At 45.4% G+C, this 22,230-nt stretch carries 18 protein-coding genes and 1 pseudogene; 15 read left to right on the forward strand and 4 right to left on the reverse strand.

Features of this window, described 5'->3' with window-relative positions:
• Positions 1-75: 75 nt before the first annotated feature.
• The 6 genes and pseudogenes from QUA57_RS14415 to QUA57_RS14440 all read left to right on the forward strand — a co-directional run.
• Positions 76-408 (forward strand): annotated as a pseudogene (locus tag QUA57_RS14415) (transposase); the annotation flags it as partial.
• A gap of 63 nt (positions 409-471) precedes the next feature.
• Positions 472-678: a glycogen debranching protein gene (locus tag QUA57_RS14420; protein WP_333061728.1), complete on the forward strand. Its 207-nt coding sequence runs from the start codon at positions 472-474 to the stop codon at positions 676-678.
• 374 nt (positions 679-1,052) lie between these two features.
• Positions 1,053-2,048: an AEC family transporter gene (locus tag QUA57_RS14425; protein WP_333061729.1), complete on the forward strand. Its 996-nt coding sequence runs from the start codon at positions 1,053-1,055 to the stop codon at positions 2,046-2,048.
• A 74-nt stretch (positions 2,049-2,122) separates the two neighbouring features.
• A complete protein-coding gene (locus tag QUA57_RS14430; protein WP_333061731.1) occupies positions 2,123-2,962 on the forward strand; it encodes a Uma2 family endonuclease in 840 nt (279 codons plus the stop codon).
• A gap of 76 nt (positions 2,963-3,038) precedes the next feature.
• Positions 3,039-3,452: a nuclear transport factor 2 family protein gene (locus tag QUA57_RS14435; RefSeq protein WP_333061733.1), complete on the forward strand. Its 414-nt coding sequence runs from the start codon at positions 3,039-3,041 to the stop codon at positions 3,450-3,452.
• Positions 3,453-3,814: 362 nt separating this feature from the next.
• Entirely contained in the window at positions 3,815-4,303 is a 489-nt protein-coding gene (locus QUA57_RS14440) for a hypothetical protein (RefSeq protein ID WP_333061790.1), read from the forward strand.
• Positions 4,304-4,426: 123 nt separating this feature from the next.
• Here QUA57_RS14440 and QUA57_RS14445 read toward each other — a convergent pair whose 3' ends face one another.
• The 3 genes from QUA57_RS14445 to QUA57_RS14455 all read right to left on the reverse strand — a co-directional run bounded on the left by QUA57_RS14445 (position 4,427) and on the right by QUA57_RS14455 (position 6,650).
• Entirely contained in the window at positions 4,427-5,095 is a 669-nt protein-coding gene (locus tag QUA57_RS14445; RefSeq protein ID WP_333061734.1) for a 2OG-Fe dioxygenase family protein, read from the reverse strand.
• Positions 5,096-5,283: 188 nt separating this feature from the next.
• Positions 5,284-6,048, reverse strand: a complete 765-nt coding sequence (locus tag QUA57_RS14450) for an aldolase/citrate lyase family protein (RefSeq protein WP_333061735.1) — start codon at positions 6,046-6,048, stop codon at positions 5,284-5,286.
• 89 nt (positions 6,049-6,137) lie between these two features.
• The gene (locus tag QUA57_RS14455; RefSeq protein ID WP_333061736.1) at positions 6,138-6,650 is read right to left on the reverse strand and encodes a hypothetical protein; all 513 of its coding nucleotides are present in this window, start codon (positions 6,648-6,650) and stop codon (positions 6,138-6,140) included.
• 161 nt (positions 6,651-6,811) lie between these two features.
• Here QUA57_RS14455 and QUA57_RS14460 point away from each other — a divergent pair, with 161 nt between their 5' ends.
• From QUA57_RS14460 to QUA57_RS14500, 9 genes are all read left to right on the forward strand, one after another.
• Positions 6,812-8,920, forward strand: coding sequence for an FAD-dependent oxidoreductase (locus tag QUA57_RS14460; protein WP_333061737.1), 2,109 nt, complete (start codon positions 6,812-6,814; stop codon positions 8,918-8,920).
• Between the two features lie 292 nt (positions 8,921-9,212).
• Positions 9,213-15,029 carry a HAMP domain-containing protein gene (locus QUA57_RS14465; protein ID WP_333061738.1) on the forward strand — a complete coding sequence of 1,939 codons (5,817 nt, stop codon included), beginning with the start codon at positions 9,213-9,215 and terminating at the stop codon, positions 15,027-15,029.
• Positions 15,030-15,209: 180 nt separating this feature from the next.
• Positions 15,210-16,037 (forward strand): protein-glutamate O-methyltransferase CheR, encoded by an 828-nt coding sequence (locus QUA57_RS14470; protein ID WP_333038100.1) that lies wholly within the window; start codon positions 15,210-15,212, stop codon positions 16,035-16,037.
• Positions 15,991-16,716, forward strand: coding sequence for a chemotaxis protein CheB (locus tag QUA57_RS14475; RefSeq protein WP_333061740.1), 726 nt, complete (start codon positions 15,991-15,993; stop codon positions 16,714-16,716). The genes QUA57_RS14470 and QUA57_RS14475 overlap by 47 nt, the downstream gene beginning before the upstream one ends.
• A gap of 7 nt (positions 16,717-16,723) precedes the next feature.
• Positions 16,724-18,790: a response regulator gene (locus tag QUA57_RS14480; RefSeq protein WP_333061741.1), complete on the forward strand. Its 2,067-nt coding sequence runs from the start codon at positions 16,724-16,726 to the stop codon at positions 18,788-18,790.
• 142 nt (positions 18,791-18,932) lie between these two features.
• Positions 18,933-19,760, forward strand: a complete 828-nt coding sequence (gene map, locus QUA57_RS14485; RefSeq protein ID WP_333061742.1) for a type I methionyl aminopeptidase — start codon at positions 18,933-18,935, stop codon at positions 19,758-19,760.
• Between the two features lie 205 nt (positions 19,761-19,965).
• Positions 19,966-20,658 carry a response regulator transcription factor gene (locus QUA57_RS14490; RefSeq protein WP_333038110.1) on the forward strand — a complete coding sequence of 231 codons (693 nt, stop codon included), beginning with the start codon at positions 19,966-19,968 and terminating at the stop codon, positions 20,656-20,658.
• 124 nt (positions 20,659-20,782) lie between these two features.
• Positions 20,783-20,941, forward strand: coding sequence for a hypothetical protein (locus QUA57_RS14495; RefSeq protein ID WP_333061743.1), 159 nt, complete (start codon positions 20,783-20,785; stop codon positions 20,939-20,941).
• 351 nt (positions 20,942-21,292) lie between these two features.
• Positions 21,293-21,652 (forward strand): hypothetical protein, encoded by a 360-nt coding sequence (locus tag QUA57_RS14500; protein WP_333061745.1) that lies wholly within the window; start codon positions 21,293-21,295, stop codon positions 21,650-21,652.
• 260 nt (positions 21,653-21,912) lie between these two features.
• On the opposite strand, the gene QUA57_RS14505 is transcribed toward QUA57_RS14500, so the two are convergent.
• Positions 21,913-22,221: a hypothetical protein gene (locus tag QUA57_RS14505; protein ID WP_333251174.1), complete on the reverse strand. Its 309-nt coding sequence runs from the start codon at positions 22,219-22,221 to the stop codon at positions 21,913-21,915.
• Positions 22,222-22,230 lie beyond the last annotated feature (9 nt).

Below are 22,230 nucleotides of genomic sequence, written 5' to 3' on the forward strand. Positions count from 1 at the left end.
GCACGCTAACTTACTCTCCATTTTTGGAAACAATACCTAATTTACCAGGGTTTGAGCCTTAACTGAACCGTATTGGACTTAATTGCACCAATGCTCTTTATGGGTAGTTTAAATGCAGAAGGATTTGAAGGATGGTTATCTTTGTATTTGTTACCAGATTTAACAAGTCAATCTATATTAATTATGGATAATGCACCCATTCATCGTAAGACGGTCATTAGACTATTGGTTGAGGATGCGGGTCATCAGATAATATTTTTACCAAAATACTCTCCTGACTTAAATGATATTGAGCATGATTTTAGTGCATTAAAGAGAGCTAAAATGTATGCGTCTCCTGGCACATCTCTTGATGAAGTTATTCGTGCTTATTGTGCAGAAAGAGTGTCTCATACTTATTTGAAATGACTATAATTGGCAAAAATATAGGAAAATTTAAATAACAGTAGATTTTGATTGAGAGAGTAGATCGTGATTATTTGGGTAAACGAGCAAATCGATCCGTCGGGCATTCTTTATTCTTGCATTGCTTGTTGCGATGAGACTCAAGCGAAGGATTGCCACGAATCTTTTGAGAAGAATTTGACGTCAGAGCAAAAACAGCAGGGCTGGGTTGCTACCTTGCGGACTGTTAGTTCTTGGGATGAGGTGCCTGTTAATGCTTTGAAATTGAATTAATGAGTGCAAGTCATTAGCAGCTTTAGTATCGCCGTATTTCCGTTAGAGCGAAACGGCAGGAAAACGTTCCACGTCTGTTCGGAAAAGGCAAGATAACTCGATCGCACATTGGTCAAATTAAAAAAGGTTTTGTGAATCTGAAGGCAAAAAGCTGCAAGCATTTGGGGCTGCCAGTCTGAGGATTGTGCCCTGCAAGGTGCAGGGATTTGGGCGGAATTTTTTGGGCCTGGAGTCCTGCGAACACGCTAGGACGAAAAAGCGTGCAAGTGCGATCCTCTTCGAGGGTTCCGCTAACGACAATTCGCATTTCTTAAACGGATTTTAGCATTACTATTAATAGATAGAGGCATTTCCAATTGTCTAGTTAAATTTTTATGATTGAAACCTTATTTCACGCTTATACCCCTCTAGTTATCTGGACGGGCTTAGGACTGCTGCTGTTTCGGTACATCCCAGTTGATTTTCCCAAGCTGCTGAGCCACTTTCTTTTCTGGATTGGGATACCGCTGCAAATTCTAGTGTTAGCCCGTCAGAGCGATTTTTCGGGTGCTGTGGGATTCACGCCGGCGATCGCCATATTCGTGTTATTTCTGAGTACGAGTTTTGCTTGGCTGACTTGGGTATTATTGCGTAGGCTGAGTGCGGCCCACATCCAAAAGCCCTATTTTCAGGGCAAAAATTCTCTGGTAAATTTATTTTTATTAAATTTTAATTCCCTGAAGCGATCGAGCGAAGGGAGTTTTATCCTAGCTGCGATGTTAGGGAATACTGGCTTTGTTGGATTAGCAATCACCCCGTCTATCATCAGCACCGATAACACCAACTGGGCTGTCTTGTACAGCGTCACTAACAACGTTATTGGAACTTATTGTTTCGGTGTATTTATTGCTAGCTATTTCGGGAACTCCGAGCAAAAAAATCACTGGTGGACTCAGATCCGCGACGTGCTGACAGTTCCCGCTCTGTGGGCATTTTTAATTGGTTTTTATACTAGGAACATTCCCCTGCCCGAGACAGTGGAATCGGGATTGCAGACTGCTGTTTGGGTGGTAATTGCCAGTGCTTTGCTGCTGGTTGGCATCCGGCTGAGGTCTATTAAGAAATGGGAAAGTTTTGAACTGGCTTTAATCCCGTCGCTGTTAAAAGTGGTAATTGTGCCGGTGTTGATCGGATTGGGTGCTAGTTATTTCGGATTGAGTGGCGATCCGAGGTTCGTGTTGGTGTTGATGTCGGGAACGCCCACAGCTCTTTCGGTGCTGATTTTAGCAGAAGTTTACGAGCTCGATCGCGATTTGTTAGCTAGCAGCATCGCCATCACTTCTGTCGGGTTGCTGTTGATGCTTCCGCTGTGGTTAGCTGGGTTTAGTTAATATTAGCTAGAGTTTCAAATCGGATTGCTTTAAAATTTCGCAGTACAATCAACCATAACTGCACGGAAAAGACTATGAATGAGATAATAACTGCTACAGGTCTGCCTCCTGCATTCCCCGATCATACCCAACTGCCAGACGAAGACGGTACATTTGTGAAAAATTTTCAGGAGCATCCCCAGAGTATCATTCTGACAGATTCGATCGGGCCGGTTGTAGAGCGGCTGCATCCAGACGGACAATATGCGATCGGGCAAGATTGCGGCATTTACTGGCGAGAAACTGACCCGCCAGAGCGAGGTGCAGAAGCACCGGATTGGTTTTACGTGCCGAATGTACCGGCAACACTCGATGGTTTTCGCCGTTCTTATGTACTTTGGCGGGAACACATGGCTCCGTTCATTGCTTTAGAATTTGCTAGCGGTAATGGAGATGAAGAGCGCGATCGTACTCCCTTGACTGTGGCCGCTGACGGTACCACCACTAAACCCGGTAAGTTTTGGGTGTACGAGAGAATTATCCGCATTCCTTACTACGGTATTTATGAAATGAGAACGGGCAATTTAGAGGTCTATCACCTGATAGATTTTGTGTATCAAAGGATGCAGCCAAACGCACGCGGTCACTATCCGATTCCTGTACTAGATGTAGAATTGGGACTGTGGCAGGGAAGCTATCAAAATCAAGAACTGCTTTGGCTGCGGTGGTGGGATTCCCAGGGGAATTTGCTGTTAACTGGCTCCGAACAAGTTGAAATTGAGCGGGCTAGAACCGAGCAAGAACGGGAAAGAGCCGAGCAAGAACGGGAAAGAGCCGAACAAGAACGAGAAAGAGCCGAACAAGCAGAGCGAAAAGTTACCCAGTTAGCCGATCGACTGCGAGCAATGGGAATCGATCCCGATGCTGAGGATTGATATCAAATTCCCAAAACTCTCTCTGTAGCGCGAGCATCCCGCACCTTACCTTTTATAATCACAAAAAACCAAGCTGATGGAAACTAAACCACCTCTACCGCCCTTTACGTTGGAAACGGCTAAAGCCAAAGTTCAAGCTGCTGAAGATGCCTGGAATACCCGCGATCCAGAACGAGTAGCCTTAGCTTATACGGAAGATTCTCAGTGGCGAAACCGTGCCGAATTCTTCAGCGGACGGGAAGAAATCAAGGCTTTTTTAAGACGAAAATGGGCAAAGGAATTAGATTACCGTTTAAAGAAAGAACTGTGGAGTTTTACAGAGAATCGGATTTCTGTTCGTTTCGAGTATGAGTGGTATGATGATTCTGGCTACTGGTATCGCGCCTATGGTAATGAACAGTGGGAATTTGCAGAAAATGGGTTAATGCGAAGACGTGAAGCTAGCATTAATGATGTTCCAATTCAAGAGTCTGAACGGAAGTTTCGATAAAATTTATCTGTGAGTTGCTAGACGCATAAACCTGGTTTTTTAGGAAAATATGCAGGTTTATAGTAAGAACTTTAGTCATGATTGACTAAAAGCCAGAAAGAGGAATAAAGTCCTCACTACTAACGAAAGGTTTGTAGTAAGGAGTTGAGTCATGATTATAACTCTTGCAAAAATACAAAGCACCTCACCCCAAACCTCCCCTTGAATCAGGGGAGGAGGCAAGATTATTCTTGTTTCCCCCCTTAATAAGGGGGGACTTGCGGGGGGTGAATTTGACTTTTGCAAGAACTCTAGAGAAGTTTATAGAGCATCTGCGATGGTGTAGAATCTGAAAAAACAATTTTAATGGAGTTTTGTTGCAAATGAAATTTTTGGCGATCGAAACACTAATTGTTAGTTCTATCCTTCTGTCAATCTCATCATTGTCCTCTGCTCAAAGTAATCTACAGGGCTCTACAATTCTCCCCACAGGAGCTTACTACGCTCAAGGAACAATGTTCAATAACTCCCGTAGAGAGATTGCACATCAAAACAATAGAATCTGCATCAAGATCGTCGATGGCCCTGCAAATCCCTACAAAGGAGTCGAATCTATCACAATTAGCAGCGTGTCTTTGAAAAATGGGAAATTCTATATTGATGCAACTGGCACAGAGCTAGTATTAAAAAACAATGGAAAAGCATTCTCTGGCGACATTCGCGGTACATGGGAGTATAGAGGTATCTCGCCCGATCCAAGGAGTCAACCCATACAAGCTAAAAAAATGGCAGAATGTGTAGCTGCTCAAGGACGATATGTGCAGAAGATGGAAGGAATATCTATTTCAGGAATCGATTTTCCCAAGCATTAACCTCGATCGAGATGGGTGGGGGCGAAACCAAAAGGTGCTCTGTGAGATCCAGTAATCGGTAATCGAAGTAAGGTGCGGAGTACGCACCCTACTTCATTAGGTTATGCGTCCAAGACTGTATCCTCAATCGCAAAGCAAACTCGGAGAAGTCAGCACAAAGACATCCCTGGTTCCCACCCCTTCAGATTCCGGTTTAATCGGCGTAGTAAAGTGGAAAAACTCGTGGTCGTTAACTAACAGCAATTCCCCTGGCTGCAGAACTTTATTAAAAACAGGCTTCTCTTTTTTAGCCAAGTACAAATGCGTTTCCCCGCCTACAATATTAGTTCTGTCAACCGAGAAAATCCCGATAAAATCAGTACCGTCTTGGTGAATGCCTTCCGGTGCGGGGTTGCCGAAATTGTGCGGCGAACAAGTCGTCCTGATTTGATGGATGCCGATTTCAGCTTCCGGGTGAATTTTGCAGGAATCGAAAAAAGCAAAAATCATCTGTTTGAAATTATCGAGGGCGATTAGCCGATCGTCCAATTCGGCAAATTCCCGCCTGATATCACCCACTAGCGGATTGTATGTTTTGCTTTGATACAAATAGCCGTGAGGTAACTTAACTAACTCATCTCCGTTGACTGCAAACCGCGACAATCTTCTCGAACGATACTTACCTTTCACATACGGATCGACAGGCATATCGTCAAAAAATTCCTTAAAACCTTCTAGCTTAATCGAGTTTACTTTTTTGAAAGTAAACATGAAGGCATAATCCAAATGAATGGATTCTAATACGGTTTTCATAGATTTTACTCCCTGAAGCCTTGCTCCCCTCCCTAATTTTGCCTTTAGGAGGTGTATGCTTCTACTCTAGCGCAGGTTTTTTGTATGTGTCGTAAAAGACACTACTAAAATTGCAAAGATATCGTAAAGCTTGCAAGATGGATCCGGGGGCTTGTTCTTCTTTTAATCCCAAATCCAAAATCTAAAATCTAAAATCGATTGACAGCTTTCACCAGCGACTGACAGGCGCGCAGGAAAACGGCAACATCGACCCCAAGTGTGACGTACTGAACGCCAGCATCAATCCACTGCTGGGCGATTTCGGGGTTGTCAGCAAAAGTACCGGCCGCTTTGCCTGCTTTGCGGATGGTTTGCACTGCCTCCTGCATCATGTCGATGACTCGGGGATCGCGGACTTGGCCGGGAATGCCGATCGACTGTGACAGATCGTAAGGCCCTAGAAAAATCACGTCCACCTCTGGCACAGTAACAATTTCTGCCAGGTTGTCGATGCCGCCTTTGCCTTCGACATGAATCACAACTAAGGATTCTTCGTTGAGTTTGTCGGTGATATTTGTACCTGCGGCGGTGTAAAGTCCCGCCCGCGTAGCGAAGGAAAGGCCTCGCGTGCCCAGAGGACTGTATTTAGCGCTTTTGACAGCGGTTTCGGCATCGATTTTGCTTTCTATTTGAGGTACTTGAACGCCTGCACTGCCGATGTCGAGAGCTCGTTGAATTTGCGGCCCGTCGTTTTTGCGGACGCGAATAATCGGTGCAATTCCAGTGCAGTCGGCGGCGCGACACAAATCTTCAGCAGCAAGCGGGTTCAGGGGGCCGTGTTCCATATCGATAACGGCGAAATCGAATCCAGCATGACCGCATATTTCCATGAATGCGGGATAAGCGCAGTTCATAAATAAACCGAGGACTGTTTCCCCTTGTTTAATTTTTTGTTTGAGTTGATTTTGACGCATAAATTTGGAGTTTTTTTACCGCCGCTGACGGCCGATGAACCTAAATTGTATTTAATAATACACCTAAAATCTTGCCGTTACAAATTACTTTAGGTTAAGAGAATAGACAAAAATTTTGTAGCTGCTTTTGCTTCTATTTTAAAAGGAATCAAGCACAAAAGCCAGCCAAAAATAAACATTCCTAAAATTGGTAAAAATATTGCTCCCACGGAGGGTTCGACCAACCAAGCAAATAAAGCAAACATTCCAATACTGCCAGTTGTCCACAGCCAAAGAATCAAAATTCCTATAACTATTTTATGTAAAGTCATCCTAATTTTGATGGAACAACCGAACTGTTGAGTCTGTATTTTTCCTTGTATAATTGGGAACAATAAATTTCGACCGATCATGATGCGATTGATTGTGAAAGTTTTGCCAGAAATCGTTCCTTCATAGGGTTTAGCAGGTGGCGGCCCAAAGGGTATAATTATTCTAACAACTTTGGGAGGAGTAACAACTTCGTCCAACCTGCGTAAAACCTCCGAAAAAGTTAAACTGGTGGTAATTGTTAAACTCTCAAAAGGAATCAATGACCTAAAAATTTTGACGATTTTGAGCATAAGGTAGAGCCGGCTGTTCAATAGTTGTTGCTGGTATTAATGCCTCTTCTCTAAAAAAGTTTTCCCTGACAACACCGCGAAATACCAGTATACTGCAAAATAAACATTTAGATGGCATGAGTGTTTTTCGCGCTATGTCAAAATTAATTCCACAATCTCTGATGAAACTTCGACAGTATCTATTTTTGCTCAAAGGTCGATCGATCCTTAGCCTCACCCTCGGCATAATTTCCGCGATAGGGAGCATTTCGCCAGTATTTGCCGCACCTCCGCGCAATCCAGACAATGCAGAAACTTGCGACATTCTAGTAGCAGGCGGCGGGCTCGCAGGCGCTGCTACCGCTTACGAAGGTTTGCTGGCGGGGCGCACAGTTTGCCTTACTGAAATTACTGACTGGGTAGGCGGTCAAATTTCCTCCCAGGGAACTTCCGCACTCGATGAAAGAGAGACTCAGCGATCGCTCTTATTTTACCCCCGCGGCTACCTCGAATTGCGGGGGCGGATCAAGGAACATTACGGGCGGCTAAATCCTGGAGGCTGTTGGGTTAGCTATTCGTGTTTCATGCCCTACGACGGTCACAAAATTCTATTTAACATCTTGCAGGATGCCGCTAGAAAAGGCAAAGGCACGCTGAAATGGTTTCCCAATACGGTTATTAAAGAACTAGCAATTACTCCTGCTGTGGGGGGAAATGCGGTTGGGGGCCAACAAATTAAAAGTGCGATCGCCATTCAACACAAACCCGCCGCCAACACGCCACCACTCAACACCGAAACTCTTTCTCAAACTATCGAAGATGCCTATCGCTACGAAAATTCTCCGCGATTTAACAAAACTATTATTCGGTTTATTTCTAAAGCATCTCAGAACCCCCCTAACAAAAAAAGGGGGGGAGATTCCCCAAGTTCCCCGCCTTTACAAGGGGGTGCTGATTGGTACGTTGTAGATGCCACTGAAACAGGGGAATTGATCGGACTTGCCGATGTTCCCTACCGCCTCGGAATTGACCCGCGTTCCCCCCTCGAACCTTCCTCCCCCAGCGCAACCGGCGACGCTTACTGCACTCAAGGTTTTACCTACACCTTTGCGATGCAGGCAACGAAGGAACCGCAACAGCATCAAGTGCCGTCTTTTTATCAACAATACGCTCCTTACTACAGCTACGAATTGCAGAGATTGGCGAGCTTTCCCTTAGTTTTCACCTACCGCCAAATCAGGAGCATGAGACCGGATGAAAAGCGACCTTCAGACCCGAAACAATTTCCGATTTATCCGGGCGATATTTCGATGCAAAACTGGACTTGGGGCAATGACTATCGTCCCGGTTCTGCCCAGGATAATTTAATTTATTCTCGCGAGCAGTTGGAAGAAGCAGGTCAACTGCAACCGGGGGGATGGATGGGCGGTTTGCGAACGGAAACTTTGCGAAAGGGAGAGGAAAATGCCAAAGGATTTTTCTACTGGCTGGTAACAGGAACTACTGACTCGCAGCTAGGAGATGGAGTGAAAAAGCCTAATCCAAACAATCGTTTTTTGAGCGGGTTGGATTCGCCGATGGGGACGGTGCACGGACTTTCTAAATATCCTTATATGCGGGAGGGCCGGCGCATTATTGGGCGGCCGAGTTTCAATCAGCCTCAAGGTTTTATGGTGTGGGAAGTTGATATGTCTCGCACTGACTTTACGGCTGATTTTTATCGCCAGAATTTGTCGGAGGAAGAGTATCGGAATTTGTGGTTGGCTGTGGGTGGTTTGAATGCGCCGGCTTTGGCTGTGGGAAGTCAATCTGTTGAGGATACAAAATCGCGATCGCGCGCTACGATTTATCCTGATTCTGTGGGTATCGGTCATTATGCGATCGACTTTCACCCCTGCATGACCAACAGTCCGCCGGAAGCACCGGGAAATACCGAACGGGAAGGTACTCGCAAAGCTCAAGGGCAAGCTTACCCCTTCCAAATTCCGCTGCGGGCAATGATTCCCCAGAAAATTGACAATATGTTAGTGGCAGGTAAAAGTATTGCTGTCAGCCACACAGCGGCGGCTGCTTATCGAGTGCATTCTTTTGAATGGTCTGCCGGTGCGGCGGCCGGAGTTACGGCTGCTTTTTCCTTGGAAAAAGGGATTCTACCTTATGAATTAGTGGACGAATTGCCCTCCCGCGAGCCGAACTTGGAAGTGTTACAGTTGCGGTTGCAACAAAATGCCAATCCGATCGCCTTTCCGGGTACTTCTATTTTCAATAGTTCGTGGCAAAATTGGAAATAATCGCAGTTGGTAATCTGTAGCGCTGGCATCCTGCCCGCCCTACAATAAAATTCACTCTTTGTAGAACAGGATGGAACAGGCTTTCGGGCTTGTTCCTGACACCCGACAATTAACTGGTTACCAAGAAGAGCCTGCGAACCAGTATAAAATAACCAATAACAAAATAGCTGATAAACAGCAATTTGTCATCCATCTTTCGACAGAAGCAATCAGACACTGCTTTAGTTGGATAATATCAATAATCTCAAAAATATTCCCCCCTTCCCCTTCAAACTCGTCAAAGGTAACGCTCATGTCAACTGCACAGATAACAAGCCCCAATTCCAATAATGGTTATGCCAAACAGTTACTTAGAACCTTAGTGGCAGTCAAAAAAGGGGACTTTTCAGTTCGGATGCCCATAGACCAGACCGGTCTAGCGGGGAAAATTGCTGACGAACTTAACGACATTATCGATCTCAATGAGAGAATGGCGGCCGAACTCGAGCGGATCGGCACAGTTGTCGGTAAAGAAGGCAAAATCGCCCAGCGGGCAACCATTGGCAGCGCCGAGGGGTCATGGGCAGCTAGCGTAAACTCTGTCAATACCCTAATTACAGATTTAGTGCAACCAACCTCTGAAACCGCCAGAGTAATTCGGGCCGTAGCAAAAGGAGATTTATCGCAAACCATCGCCTTAGAAATAGAAGACAGACCCCTCAAAGGAGAATTCCTCCAAACAGCGCAAATTGTTAACACAATGGTAGACCAATTGAGCTCCTTTGCGTCGGAAGTAACGCGGGTGGCTAGGGAAGTGGGAACCGAAGGGAAATTAGGGGTGCAAGCTGAAGTTAAAGGAGTTGCTGGAACTTGGAAAGATTTAACGGATTCAGTTAACTCGATGGCGGGGAATTTAACAGCACAAGTGCGTAACATTGCCGAAGTGACAACGGCGGTGGCAAATGGCGACTTGTCGAAGAAAATTACAGTAGATGTAAAGGGTGAAATTCTCGAACTGAAAAACACGATTAACATCATGGTGGATCAGTTGAGTTCCTTCGCATCAGAAGTAACACGGGTGGCGAGAGAAGTGGGAACCGAAGGGAAATTAGGGGTGCAAGCTGAAGTGCGGGGAGTTGCAGGAACATGGAAAGATTTAACGGATTCAGTTAACTCGATGGCCGGCAATCTTACCGCACAAGTACGGAATATTGCCGACGTGACGACTGCTGTGGCAAATGGTGACTTATCTAAAAAAATTACTGTAGATGTTAAAGGTGAAATTCTGGAGTTAAAAAACACTATTAACATCATGGTGGATCAGCTTAATTCCTTCGCTTCTGAGGTAACGCGGGTGGCGAGAGAAGTAGGTTCCGAAGGCAAACTCGGCGGTCAAGCAGAAGTTAAAGGAGTTGCCGGAACTTGGAAGGATTTAACGGATAGCGTTAACTTCATGGCAGGCAGTTTGACAGCACAAGTGCGGAACATCGCTGAAGTGACAACCGCAGTGGCAAAGGGCGATTTATCTAAGAAAATTACCGTAGATGTTAAAGGGGAAATTCTCGAACTCAAAAATACCGTCAATACGATGGTTGACCAGTTAAATTCATTCGCATCTGAAGTAACCAGGGTTGCTAGGGAAGTGGGAACAGAAGGGAAATTAGGCGTGCAAGCTGAAGTGCAGGAAGTAGCAGGAACCTGGAAAGATTTAACGGATTCAGTTAACTCGATGGCCGGAAATTTAACAGCACAAGTCCGCAACATTGCTGAGGTGACGACGGCTGTTGCTAACGGTGACTTATCTAAAAAAATTACGGTACAGGTTAAAGGCGAAATTTTAGAACTGAAAAACACCATTAACGTGATGGTGGATCAGCTTAATTCCTTTGCCTCTGAAGTAACCAGGGTTGCTAGGGAAGTGGGTTCCGAAGGTAAACTCGGCGGTCAAGCGGATGTCCGAGGCGTAGCAGGAACTTGGAAGGATTTAACGGATTCAGTTAATTTTATGGCGGGTAGTTTGACAGAGCAAGTACGGAATATTGCGGCTGTTACTACTGCTGTGGCAAATGGCGACTTGTCGAAGAAAATTACTGTAGATGTAAAAGGTGAAATTCTGGAGTTAAAAAACACCGTCAACACGATGGTGGATCAGTTAAATTCTTTTGCTTCGGAAGTAACCAGGGTGGCGAGGGAAGTGGGAACCGAAGGGAAATTAGGCGTGCAAGCTGAAGTTAAAGGAGTTGCTGGAACCTGGAAAGATTTAACGGATTCAGTTAACTCGATGGCGGGGAATTTAACAGCACAAGTGCGTAACATTGCCGAAGTGACAACGGCGGTGGCAAATGGCGACTTGTCGAAGAAAATTACCGTAGATGTAAAAGGTGAAATTCTCGAACTGAAAAACACGATTAACATCATGGTGGATCAGTTGAGTTCCTTCGCATCAGAAGTAACGCGGGTGGCGAGGGAAGTGGGAACGGAAGGTAAATTAGGTGTGCAAGCTTACGTGCGGGGTGTAGGGGGAACTTGGAAAGATTTAACCGACAACGTAAACTTGATGGCTGGGAATTTGACGGCGCAGGTGCGGAATATTGCGGAAGTGACGAAAGCGGTGGCAAATGGCGATTTGTCTAAGAAAATCACCGTCGATGTCAAAGGCGAAATTCTGGAGTTGAAAGACACTATTAACGTGATGGTGGATCAGCTTAATTCCTTCGCATCTGAGGTAACGCGGGTGGCGCGGGAGGTGGGAACTGAGGGTAAATTGGGCGGTCAAGCTGAGGTGAAAGGAGTTGCGGGAACTTGGAAAGATTTAACCGACAACGTAAACTCGATGGCGGGGAATTTGACAGCGCAAGTGCGGGGTATTGCTAAGGTTGTGACGGCGGTGGCGAATGGCGATTTGAAGCGCAAATTAATGCTGGAAGCTAAGGGAGAAATTGCGACTCTGGCAGATACGATTAACGAGATGATTGATACGCTGGCGACGTTTGCCGATCAAGTTACTACCGTGGCGCGGGAGGTGGGAATTGAAGGGAAATTGGGCGGCCAGGCGAAGGTTCCGGGCGCGGCGGGGACGTGGCGAGATTTGACGGATAATGTGAATGAATTGGCGGCGAATTTGACTACTCAGTTGCGGGCGATCGCAGAAGTGGCAATTGCTGTTACCAGAGGCGATTTAACGAGGTCAATTTCCGTCGCCACGGAAGGAGAAGTTGCGATCGTTAAGGACAACATTAACCAGATGATCGCCAATCTCCGGGAGACTACGCAGAAAAATACTGAGCAAGATTGGCTGAAAACAAACCTTGCTAAGTTTACTCGAATGCTACAAGGTCAGCGGGATTTAGAAACTGTTTCTAAACTAATTCTCTCAGAATTAACGCCGTTGGTTTCTGCTCAGCATGGCGTCTTCTTCATGATGGAATCGGTCGAACACGATCCGTTTCTCAAACTGTTAAGTACCTACGCATACCGCGAACGCAAACAGTTAGGAAATAGATTCCATTTAGGCGAAGGTTTGGTAGGACAGTGCGCTCTGGAAAAGGAACGCATACTGTTGACAGAAGTGCCGGAAAACTACGTTAAAATTGGCTCGGGACTGGGAGAATCTACGCCGCTGAATGTGGTGGTTTTACCCGTACTATTTGAGGGACAAGTGACGGCAGTAATCGAGTTAGCTTCGTTCCGCCGATTCAGCGAAATACACTTGACATTCCTCGACCAACTTACAGAAAGTATCGCCATTGTCTTAAATACAATTGCGGCGAGTATGCGGACGGAAGAGTTGCTGAAACAGTCACAGTCTTTGGCAGAAGAGTTACAAACTCAGCAAAAAGAACTAACGGAAACTAACAAGCGTCTGGAACAACAAGCGCAGTCACTCCGCGCATCTGAGGAACTGTTAAAGAGTCAGCAGGAAGAGTTGCAACAAACGAATGAAGAACTAGAAGAACAAGCGGAATTGCTAGCGCTGCAAAATAAGGAAGTGGAGCGGAAAAACCGAGATATCGAACAGGCGAGGGGGTTGTTGGAAGAAAGAGCAGAACAGTTGGCTCTAACTTCTAAGTATAAGTCGGAGTTTCTGGCAAATATGTCTCACGAGTTGCGAACTCCGCTAAATTCGCTGTTGATTCTGGCTCGATTGCTTTCTGACAATACTGAAGGCAATTTGACTCAGAAGCAAGTTGAATACACGCGCACAATTTACTCGGCGGGAAATGATTTGCTGGGGCTGATTAATGACATCTTGGATCTCGCTAAGATTGAATCAGGCACGATGTCGGTGGAAATAGAGCAAGTGTTGTTTACGGACTTGCGAGATCATTTGGATCGCACTTTCCGCCAAATCGCCCAGGATAAGAAGTTGAGTTTTAAAATAGAGCTTGAGGCTGGGTTGCCAAAAGGTCTCTATACTGATGCTAAACGGCTGCAACAAGTTTTGAAGAATCTCCTCTCTAATGCGTTTAAGTTTACAGAGCGAGGTGAGGTGAAATTGCATGCCGAAGTAGCGCGGGAAGGGTGGAGTTTAGAGATACAAAGTTTAAGGAGTTCCCCTACTGTTTTGGCTTTCTCAGTTAGCGATACCGGGATTGGGATTTCTGCTGAAAAACACAGGGTTATTTTTGAGGCTTTCCAACAAGCAGATGGTAGCACTAGCCGCAAATACGGGGGCACGGGTTTGGGTTTGTCAATTAGTAGAGAAATCGCTAATTTGTTAGGTGGAGAAATTAAATTGACAAGTCACCCTGGTGAGGGTAGTAAGTTCACGCTTTATCTGCCACAAACTTACCAAGAATCGCGAATAATGAATGATACGGGATCGGGAATGGGCAAGCAAACGCCTCAATTATCCCCTGCTAATCCTCCCGCACTTCCTTTGCCGAATTTCCACTTGCCGATCGCGCCTTACCCCTCACCTTTAATCTCTGATGATCGAGAAAATATTGAGAGTGGCGATCGCGTGCTTTTGATTATTGAAGATGATGTAAACTTCGCTCGAATTCTGTTGGATATGGCGCAGGAACAGGGTTTTAAAGGTTTGGTGGCTTTGCGGAGCGATATCGGTTTGGCGATGGCGCGAGAGTTCAAGCCAACTGCGATTATGCTGGATCTAAATTTGCCTGTGATGGATGGCTGGACAGTGCTCGATCGCTTGAAGCACGACCCAAGTACGCGCCACATTCCGGTTCACATTGTATCAGTTGAAGAAGGACGGCAGCGCAGTTTGCAGTTAGGGGCGATCGCCTACTTACAAAAGCCTGTCAGTCGCGAAGCATTGAGCAAAGCTTTGACTGATATTAAGGGGTTTGTGGAGCGGCCAGTGAAGAATTTGCTAGTCGTGGAAGACGACGAAACACAGCGTCTGAGCATTGTGGATTTAATCGGTAATCACGATGTTTCTACAACGGCTGTGGGGAGTGGTGCAGAGGCGCTAGAAATTTTGAAATCGGGGCATTTTGACTGCGTTGTACTCGATTTGGGACTACCAGATATGACTGGTTTTGAACTGATCGAGCAGATCAAGCAAGAGGCTACTTTGAAAAGTCTGCCGCTTATTATTTATACTGGCAAAGAGTTGACAAGATCCGAAGAAAGTCAACTCAAGCGCATGGCCGAAACAATCATTGTTAAAGATGTGCGATCGCCGGAACGTTTGTTAGATGAAACAGCTTTGTTTTTGCACCGAGTGCAAGCAAATTTGCCCGAACCCAAGCGCCAAATGCTAGAGCAATTGTATCAAACAGATTCGACGCTGGCGGGCAAAACAGTCTTGATTGTTGACGACGATATGCGGAATATTTTCGCCCTCACAAGTATGCTGGAACGCCATAAAATGGAAGTTGTGTATGCTGAGAATGGCAGAGAGGGCATTGCTAAATTGCAAAATACGCCTGAGATAAATATTGTGTTGATGGACGTGATGATGCCAGAGATGGACGGTTACGAAACCATGCAAGCAATTCGTAATATGCCTCAATTTGCTTCCTTGCCAATGATTGCTCTGACAGCGAAAGCTATGAAGGGCGATCGGGAAAAATGTATCGAAGCTGGTGCGTCTGACTACATTACCAAACCTGTTGATACGGAACAGTTGCTCTCGCTGCTGCGTGTCTGGCTTTATCGATAATGGAAGTAAGTTGTCAGTTGGCAGTTGACTGTTGGCAGTTTTTAGTTATTAGTTGTCAACAGTCAACAGTCAACAGTCAACAGTCATCAGTCATCAGTCAACAGTCAACAGTCATTAGTCAACAGTCAACAGTCAACAGTCAACAGTCAACAATGCCCAATAACCAATTAGTAATTAAAAATGTCCGAAAGCCATGAACTTGAAACAATCGAAATTCAACTCCTACTAGAGGGAATGTTTCGCTATTACGGATTTGATTTTCGCAATTATGCTCTTGCCTCTCTCAAGCGCCGTATTTGGAACACTATTCGCTCGGAACGGCTCACCACTGTCTCGGCACTTCAGGAAAAGGTACTGCACAATCCTGCTTATCTAGACCGTTTACTGCTGGACATTTCTGTCAATGTAACGGCGATGTTTCGCGATCCCAGCTTTTACATTAGTTTCAGAAATAAAGTGGTGCCGCTGCTGCGTACTTATCCTTTTATTCGGATTTGGCACGCTGGATGTTCAACGGGAGAAGAAGTCTATTCTATGGCAATCTTGCTGCAAGAAGAAGGACTGTACGACCGTTGTCGGATTTACGCTACGGACATGAATGAATTAGTTTTAAAAACAGCCAAAACAGGGATATTTCCGCTGAAACAAATGCAAGAATATACGCAACTCTACCACCAAGCGGGGGGCAAGAAAGCGTTTTCTGAGTATTACACTGCTGCCTATGAAAATGCGATTTTTCGCTCTTCCCTTAAAGATAATATTGTGTTTGCTCACCACAACTTAGCAACGGATAACTCTTTTAATGAATTTAATGTTATTTTATGCCGTAATGTGATGATTTATTTCAATCCACACCTCCAAGAGCGGGTACACAAGCTTTTTTATGAGAGCCTGGGAATGTTTGGGGTTTTAGGACTAGGACATCAGGAGTCTCTAACTTTTACACCTTATGAAAAATACTATGAACCCATTGAAAGTAGTGATAAACTCTACCGGAGAATTAAATAAAAAAAATTTTGAAATAGTGGTTGTGGGCACGTCTTTGGGAGGGCTACAGGCTCTGACTGTGCTGCTGGCAGATTTGCCACAAAGCTTTCCTTTGCCTGTAGTTATTGTCCAACACCGCCATAAGAGTTCTCAGAATAGGCTTACTGATATTTTACAACAGCAATGCTCTCTGCAAATCACAGAGGCCCAAGACAAAGAGGAGATCGTACCTGGACGGGTTTACTTGGCTCCTGCTGACTATCATTTGCTAATAGAATCGCCCTCTGACGAGGAGTTTAGCCTGTATGAAAACGACTTTACAGAAGGGGGGAGCGTGGCAGTGGAGTCAATCCACAATTCAAAATTCCCAATCCCCTATCGCGGAACTCCTAAATTTGCACTATCAACTGAGGGTCCTGTCAGCTACGCGCGGCCCTCAATCGATGTGCTGTTTGAGTCTGCTGCGGATGCCTTTGGGGAGAAAGTTATCGGCATAATTTTAACGGGAGCTAATTCGGATGGCAGTAAAGGGCTGGCAAAAATTAAAGCTGAGGGAGGATTGACATTTGTGGAGGAACCGGCTTCAGCTCTATGCCCGGCCATGCCAGCGTCGGCGATCGCAAATGTTGAAGTAGACTGGATTTTACCCCTCTCTAAAATCGCTCCCTGTTTAGTCAATTTGCTAAGAATTAAAGATTAAAAAAATTATGAATCTGCAGTCCCCCCATCGAGTAAATGTCCTTTTAGTTGACGATCGCCCAGAAAATTTGGTAGCTCTCGAAGCTATTCTCAACAGCCCCTCTTATCATCTAGTACAAGCTAATTCGGGCGCGGAGGCTCTGAGATGTCTGCTTAATGAAGATTTTGCAGTAATTTTGCTTGATGTGCAGATGCCGGGAATGGATGGATTTGAGACAGCAACATTGATTCGCTCTAGAGATCGATCGCGAGCCACTCCGATTATTTTTATCACAGCATTCAGCAGTAATGACACCCACGTGTTTAAAGGTTATTCTCTGGGTGCGGTGGATTACCTGTTCAAACCCTTGGAACCGGAAATATTGACCTCGAAGGTGCAGGTATTTGTGGAATTGTTCCAAAAAACAGTCGAGGTGAAGCAGCAAGCAACACAGTTAGCTGCAGTTAATAGTGAACTAAGTAAAAGTGAAGAGCGGTTTCGCACTTTGTGTGCTTGTTCGCCGCTGGGAATTTACTTAGCTGACGTTGAAGGCCGCTGTACTTACATCAACCCGCGTTGTCAAGCGATTTGCGGGCTAACTTTGGAGGAAAGTTTGGCAGAGGTTTGGCAGCGGGAAGTTCATCCAGAAGATCGCGAGCGCGTAGTCACAGATTGGTTAGCTTGGATTAAAGAAAGTCAGGAATATTCTAACGAGTTTCGATTAGCTGGTAGCGAAACTGTGCGTTGGGTTCACGTGCAGTCGTCACCAATGTTTTCAGATTTGGGAAAACTGATCGGTCACGTGGGCACGGTTAGAGATGTCACAGACCGCAAGCAAGCAGAGGAAGAACGCGGCAGACTACTCCGGGAACAAGTGGCGCGGCAAGAAGCTGAGAGAGCTAACCAGATGAAGGATGAATTTCTAGCTATTCTCTCTCACGAACTCCGCACTCCTTTAAATGCAATTCTCGGCTGGTCTAGGCTGCTTCGTACCAAAAAATTTGACCAAGACACTATTGAGAAAGCCCTAGAAACAATTGAGCGCAATGCTAAATCTCAATCTCAACTCATCGAAGATATTTTAGATGTTTCGCGGATTCTGCGGGGGAAACTAAATTTAAATAAGCATCCGATTCGGTTGGAATCTGCGATCAACCTGGCAATAGATTCTTTGCAGCCCCTGGCTGAGGAAAAATCAATAGTCCTAGAATTAACGTGCAGTCCAAATGTAGGTGAAGTTATCGGCGATTTCGATCGCTTGCAGCAAATTGTGTGGAATTTGCTGTCAAATGCGATTAAGTTTAGTCCGCAAGAGGGTAAAGTACAGGTGCGGTTAGAGTCAGTTGGAAATGAGGCTCAAATTGAGATAATTGATAGCGGCATTGGTATCGCTCCTGATTTTTTGCCTTATGTTTTCGATCGCTTCCGCCAAGCTGATAGCAGCACAACTAGGTCTTACGGGGGTTTGGGACTGGGATTGGCGATCGTCCGTCACTTGGTGGAACTGCACGGCGGTAAGGTGTATGCAGAGAATAATCCGGGCGAGGGTGCGAAATTTACGGTGGCTTTACCTCTTGCTCAGAGGAACGCCCTCGCTGCTGACGATGATTGGTCGTCGCTCAATGACGCGACAGAGGTTCTCCCCACTCTGGCTAATTTGCAATTGCTGGTGGTGGATGATGACGATGACACGCGGGAGTTTTTGATTGCTTTACTCGAGGACGAAGGAGCTATCGTGCGCTCGGCGGCATCGGTGGCCGGGGCTCTAGCTGCACTGGAGAGTTATTGGCCGGATCTGCTGCTGAGCGACATTGGAATGCCGGAAGCAGACGGCTATGAGTTGATCGCGCGCGTGAGAGAAATGGAATTGCTCAGGGGTGGAAAGATGCCTGCGATCGCTCTGACGGCCTACGCCAGAGAGGAAGAGCGCCAGCAAGCGCTGGAAGCTGGTTTCCAGATGCACTTATCTAAACCAGTTGACATAAATAAGTTAATTGCCACAATTGCTAACCTCACAGGAATGCTCGGAAATCCCGCTCCAACGGGCTCGGCGGTTGAAACCGCTTTGTTGACCCGCCAATCCCGTGCCGATTAGTGAGAAAAATATTAAGCTAGCTACAAGGACAAGCGATCGACAGTTCGGAACAAGACACTCGTTTTTCCACAAAAAAGTGGATATTTGCCGTTTTTTTGCTTCAACCTGCCGTCAAAGTACAAAATTACCCGCCAATCAATTCATGAATATTTTTAGCAGTCTGCTTTCTAGCCCAACTCAAGCACCCCAAGTCAAAAAACAGCGTCGAGGCATTGAAATTAAGTCTGAACGCGAAATCGAAATTATGCGGCAGGCAGGGAAAATCGTTGCAACGGTACTCAAAGAAATTTCCCAAATGGTGAAACCGGGAATGACTACTGCTGATTTGGATGCTTATGCCGAAAAACGCATCCGTGCTATGGGGGCAACTCCGAGTTTTAAAGGCTATCACGGTTTCCCAGGATCGATTTGCTCTAGCATTAATAACGAAGTTGTTCACGGCATCCCCAGCGCCAAAAAGGTAATTCGGGCAGGAGATGTTCTCAAGGTAGATACGGGGGCATATTACCAAGGTTTTCACGGCGATTCTTGCATCACGATCGCAGTTGTGGAAGTGACTCCGGAATCGGCAAAATTAATCCGAGTCGCAGAAGAAGCTCTGTACAAAGGTATCGAACAAGTGAAGGCTGGAGCCTATTTGCTCGATTTGGCTGGTGCGATCGAAGATCATGTCAAAAGCAACGGTTTTAACATCGTTGAGGAGTTTACCGGCCACGGTGTCGGGCGAAATTTGCACGAGGAACCGTCGGTTTTCAATTTCCGCACGCGGGAAATGCCGAACGTGAAATTGCGAGCGGGCATGACATTGGCGATCGAACCAATTCTGAATGCCGGTTCTAAGTACACTCGAACGCTTTCTGACAAGTGGACTGCTGTAACCGTTGACAATGCTATGTCGGCTCAGTTTGAGCATACTGTGTTGGTGACAGAAACTGGTTATGAAATTTTGACCGATCGTTCCAAAGTTTAAGTGGAAGGGTTCAATAATAATTTTGAGTTTTGAGTTTTGAGTTTTGAATTAAAGATTTAAGAACTTTTTCATCGTTAAATCAAAACCTAACTCAAAGCTCTTGAGTTGAACAATAATTTTTTTAGTTCCTTCGAGGGATGGAGTGACAATAAGACTTAAATGCGGCTAAATTAAAAAATAGTGGTAAAGCGTAAGGGTAACAACTATGTCAGCACGATTATTATTGGTAGATGATGAACCGGGCTTGCGGGAAGCAGTACAAGCTTATTTGGAAGATAGCGATTTTGCGGTTGAAGTTGCCAGTAATGCTCGGGATGGCTGGGAACTCTTGCAGCAGTACAATCCCGATTTGGTGATTTCAGACATTATGATGCCCCAGGTGGACGGTTATCAATTTCTCAAGCAAGTGCGGGAAGATCCTCGCTATAAGGCTTTGCCGGTGGTATTTTTGACGGCTAAGGGGATGACGAGCGATCGCATTCAAGGCTATCAAGCAGGCTGCGATGCTTATCTTTCTAAGCCCTTCGATCCCGACGAGTTAGTAGCAATAGTAACCAATTTGCTGGCCCGTCGCGCGGCTGCTAAGGAGACGAGCGAAAATGCTGAAAGTCCCGATATTGCTGCTTTGACAAGCCAAATGGCAAGAATTGAGTCTTTGCTGAGTGGGCGGAGTTCGATCGCCCAAAGTCCTTCGCCGATTAAAATTGATTTGACTCCGCGAGAACAAAGTGTTTTGGATTTGGTTGCTCAAGGTTTGATGAATAAGGAAATTGCCCGCCGCTTGGAAACTAGCGTGCGTAATGTGGAAAAGTACGTCAGCCGTTTGTTTAGCAAGACGGGTACTAACAGCCGTACTGAGTTGGTTCGCTTCGCTCTCGAACACGGCTTGACGAAATAGGAGTCCTCTCTCTCGACTTGGCTGGAGGCTCTGCCTCGCCGAGCTGCGTTACCAGGCTCTTCCTGGTAACGAGAATTATGCAACAACTTAGAAATGTTAAGATATAAGTATTGACAGATATCCGGTGGCTGTGGTATGTCACATCAGCTTGCTGGTGGCAGCGCGGGAGTGCGAAAACTGGTGTGCGAAAACTGGTGTGCGAAAACTGGTGTGCGATCGAACTTTTCACCCACTTTGCTTTGAGTCTGAGATTAACACTCGCAAAGGTTGGGGAATTACTTAACGGGAAAACCTGACTGTTTAAGAGTTTTCACGTAGTAAATAGAAAGGCAAACACTTGACCGGATATGCTCCGTTAAGCAAACTTGCCACAAACAATCACAGATAAGGTTATATCCTGTGGAAAAACAAGCCACTATTAATTAATGAATCTGCTCAAAAACGGATACTTGCGAACTACAGGAGTGGGAAGTAGCCCACAATTTTAGACCATAGTTAAAGCTCTCAGATTCATATGTGGAGTAAATCTAAAATCTAAAATCTAAAATCTAAAATCGGCTGACAGCGCCGGAAAGTAGCTGCAGAACTTGAATGTATAGCAGCACTAAAGTTTAGTTTATATCAGGAGGATACCATGAGGAAAATCACGGCGCGACAAACAATAAGTGCCATAGTAGCACTGCCGATCGTACTAATAGCCAATACAACTCAAGCTTTAGCCACTGATACCAGTCCGAAAATAGATCCAATTAAGAAAGTTTCGGATTTTGGCGATGAACCCAATTTTGATATTGGGCCACCAACAACAATCAGCATTGAAGAAAGCGAGGATTGGGATGAACCTGAGTTTGCAGCTACTTTAGATATGGAGATTAGTAAATTTATGACAAAAAATCTTCAACCTGTAATTGATGAGCCCCCGCCGATAGTTTATCTCAGTGCGGCCAGGGGCCAGTCAACCCGGGAATGCCGGATTTCTGGGATATGCGAATAACTGAATCGGATTTGTGCGATTTTGGCGATAGCTGGGAGTCCCGCAAACAAAGACTCTTTTGCTGGCTAGAATTTGAGCACTTATCAAGATTTCAGTAAAATCCGGTTGATTTTGCTGGGAATATGCGAATAACAGAGTATGTATTTTTTTGGGTATGCTTTAATGCGATCGGCTAAAATAATAAGTATGCAGGCTAAAATAAACTTAACTAATTGATAGTTTCCAGTGATGGGAAATCGCCCAAAGGGGCAGAAATAAAATTAATCATGTGATTGTTCGCTGTGATTAGCAAACGTAAAAACTGGTAAAAGTAAACTTAAAGCAACCGTCAAAACGGTTAGGACGTTCTTAATTGCACTTTCCCCTGCCGTCGATTCCTTCCATCCGTTACATCCGTTAAATAATCCGTTGCCGAACTTCCATCCGTTACATCCGTTAAATAATCCGTTGCCGAACTTCCATCCGTTACATCCGTTACATCCGTTAAATAATCCGTTGCCGAACTTCCATCCGTTACATCCGTTAAATAATCCGTTGCCGAACTTCCTTTTTTCGGCAGTTGACAGCACCTATTCTGA

The sequence above is a fragment of the Microcoleus sp. Pol7_B2 genome (assembly GCF_036701035.1).
In the GTDB taxonomy this organism is placed as follows: Bacteria; Cyanobacteriota; Cyanobacteriia; order Cyanobacteriales; family Microcoleaceae; genus Microcoleus.

What these genes read in the sequence shown, in the direction of transcription:
- QUA57_RS14465 (WP_333061738.1), top strand. Translation starts at nt 9,213, where the DNA reads ATGTCAACTGCACAGATAACAAGCCCCAATTCCAATAATGGTTATGCC.
- QUA57_RS14480 (WP_333061741.1), top strand. Translation starts at nt 16,724, where the DNA reads ATGAATCTGCAGTCCCCCCATCGAGTAAATGTCCTTTTAGTTGACGAT.
- QUA57_RS14475 (WP_333061740.1), top strand. Translation starts at nt 15,991, where the DNA reads ATGAACCCATTGAAAGTAGTGATAAACTCTACCGGAGAATTAAATAAA.
- QUA57_RS14470 (WP_333038100.1), top strand. Translation starts at nt 15,210, where the DNA reads ATGTCCGAAAGCCATGAACTTGAAACAATCGAAATTCAACTCCTACTA.
- QUA57_RS14445 (WP_333061734.1), bottom strand. Translation starts at nt 5,095, where the DNA reads ATGAAAACCGTATTAGAATCCATTCATTTGGATTATGCCTTCATGTTT.
- QUA57_RS14435 (WP_333061733.1), top strand. Translation starts at nt 3,039, where the DNA reads ATGGAAACTAAACCACCTCTACCGCCCTTTACGTTGGAAACGGCTAAA.
- QUA57_RS14500 (WP_333061745.1), top strand. Translation starts at nt 21,293, where the DNA reads ATGAGGAAAATCACGGCGCGACAAACAATAAGTGCCATAGTAGCACTG.
- QUA57_RS14460 (WP_333061737.1), top strand. Translation starts at nt 6,812, where the DNA reads ATGAAACTTCGACAGTATCTATTTTTGCTCAAAGGTCGATCGATCCTT.
- QUA57_RS14450 (WP_333061735.1), bottom strand. Translation starts at nt 6,048, where the DNA reads ATGCGTCAAAATCAACTCAAACAAAAAATTAAACAAGGGGAAACAGTC.
- QUA57_RS14490 (WP_333038110.1), top strand. Translation starts at nt 19,966, where the DNA reads ATGTCAGCACGATTATTATTGGTAGATGATGAACCGGGCTTGCGGGAA.
- QUA57_RS14440 (WP_333061790.1), top strand. Translation starts at nt 3,815, where the DNA reads ATGAAATTTTTGGCGATCGAAACACTAATTGTTAGTTCTATCCTTCTG.
- map (WP_333061742.1), top strand. Translation starts at nt 18,933, where the DNA reads ATGAATATTTTTAGCAGTCTGCTTTCTAGCCCAACTCAAGCACCCCAA.
- QUA57_RS14455 (WP_333061736.1), bottom strand. Translation starts at nt 6,650, where the DNA reads ATGCTCAAAATCGTCAAAATTTTTAGGTCATTGATTCCTTTTGAGAGT.
- QUA57_RS14430 (WP_333061731.1), top strand. Translation starts at nt 2,123, where the DNA reads ATGAATGAGATAATAACTGCTACAGGTCTGCCTCCTGCATTCCCCGAT.
- QUA57_RS14425 (WP_333061729.1), top strand. Translation starts at nt 1,053, where the DNA reads ATGATTGAAACCTTATTTCACGCTTATACCCCTCTAGTTATCTGGACG.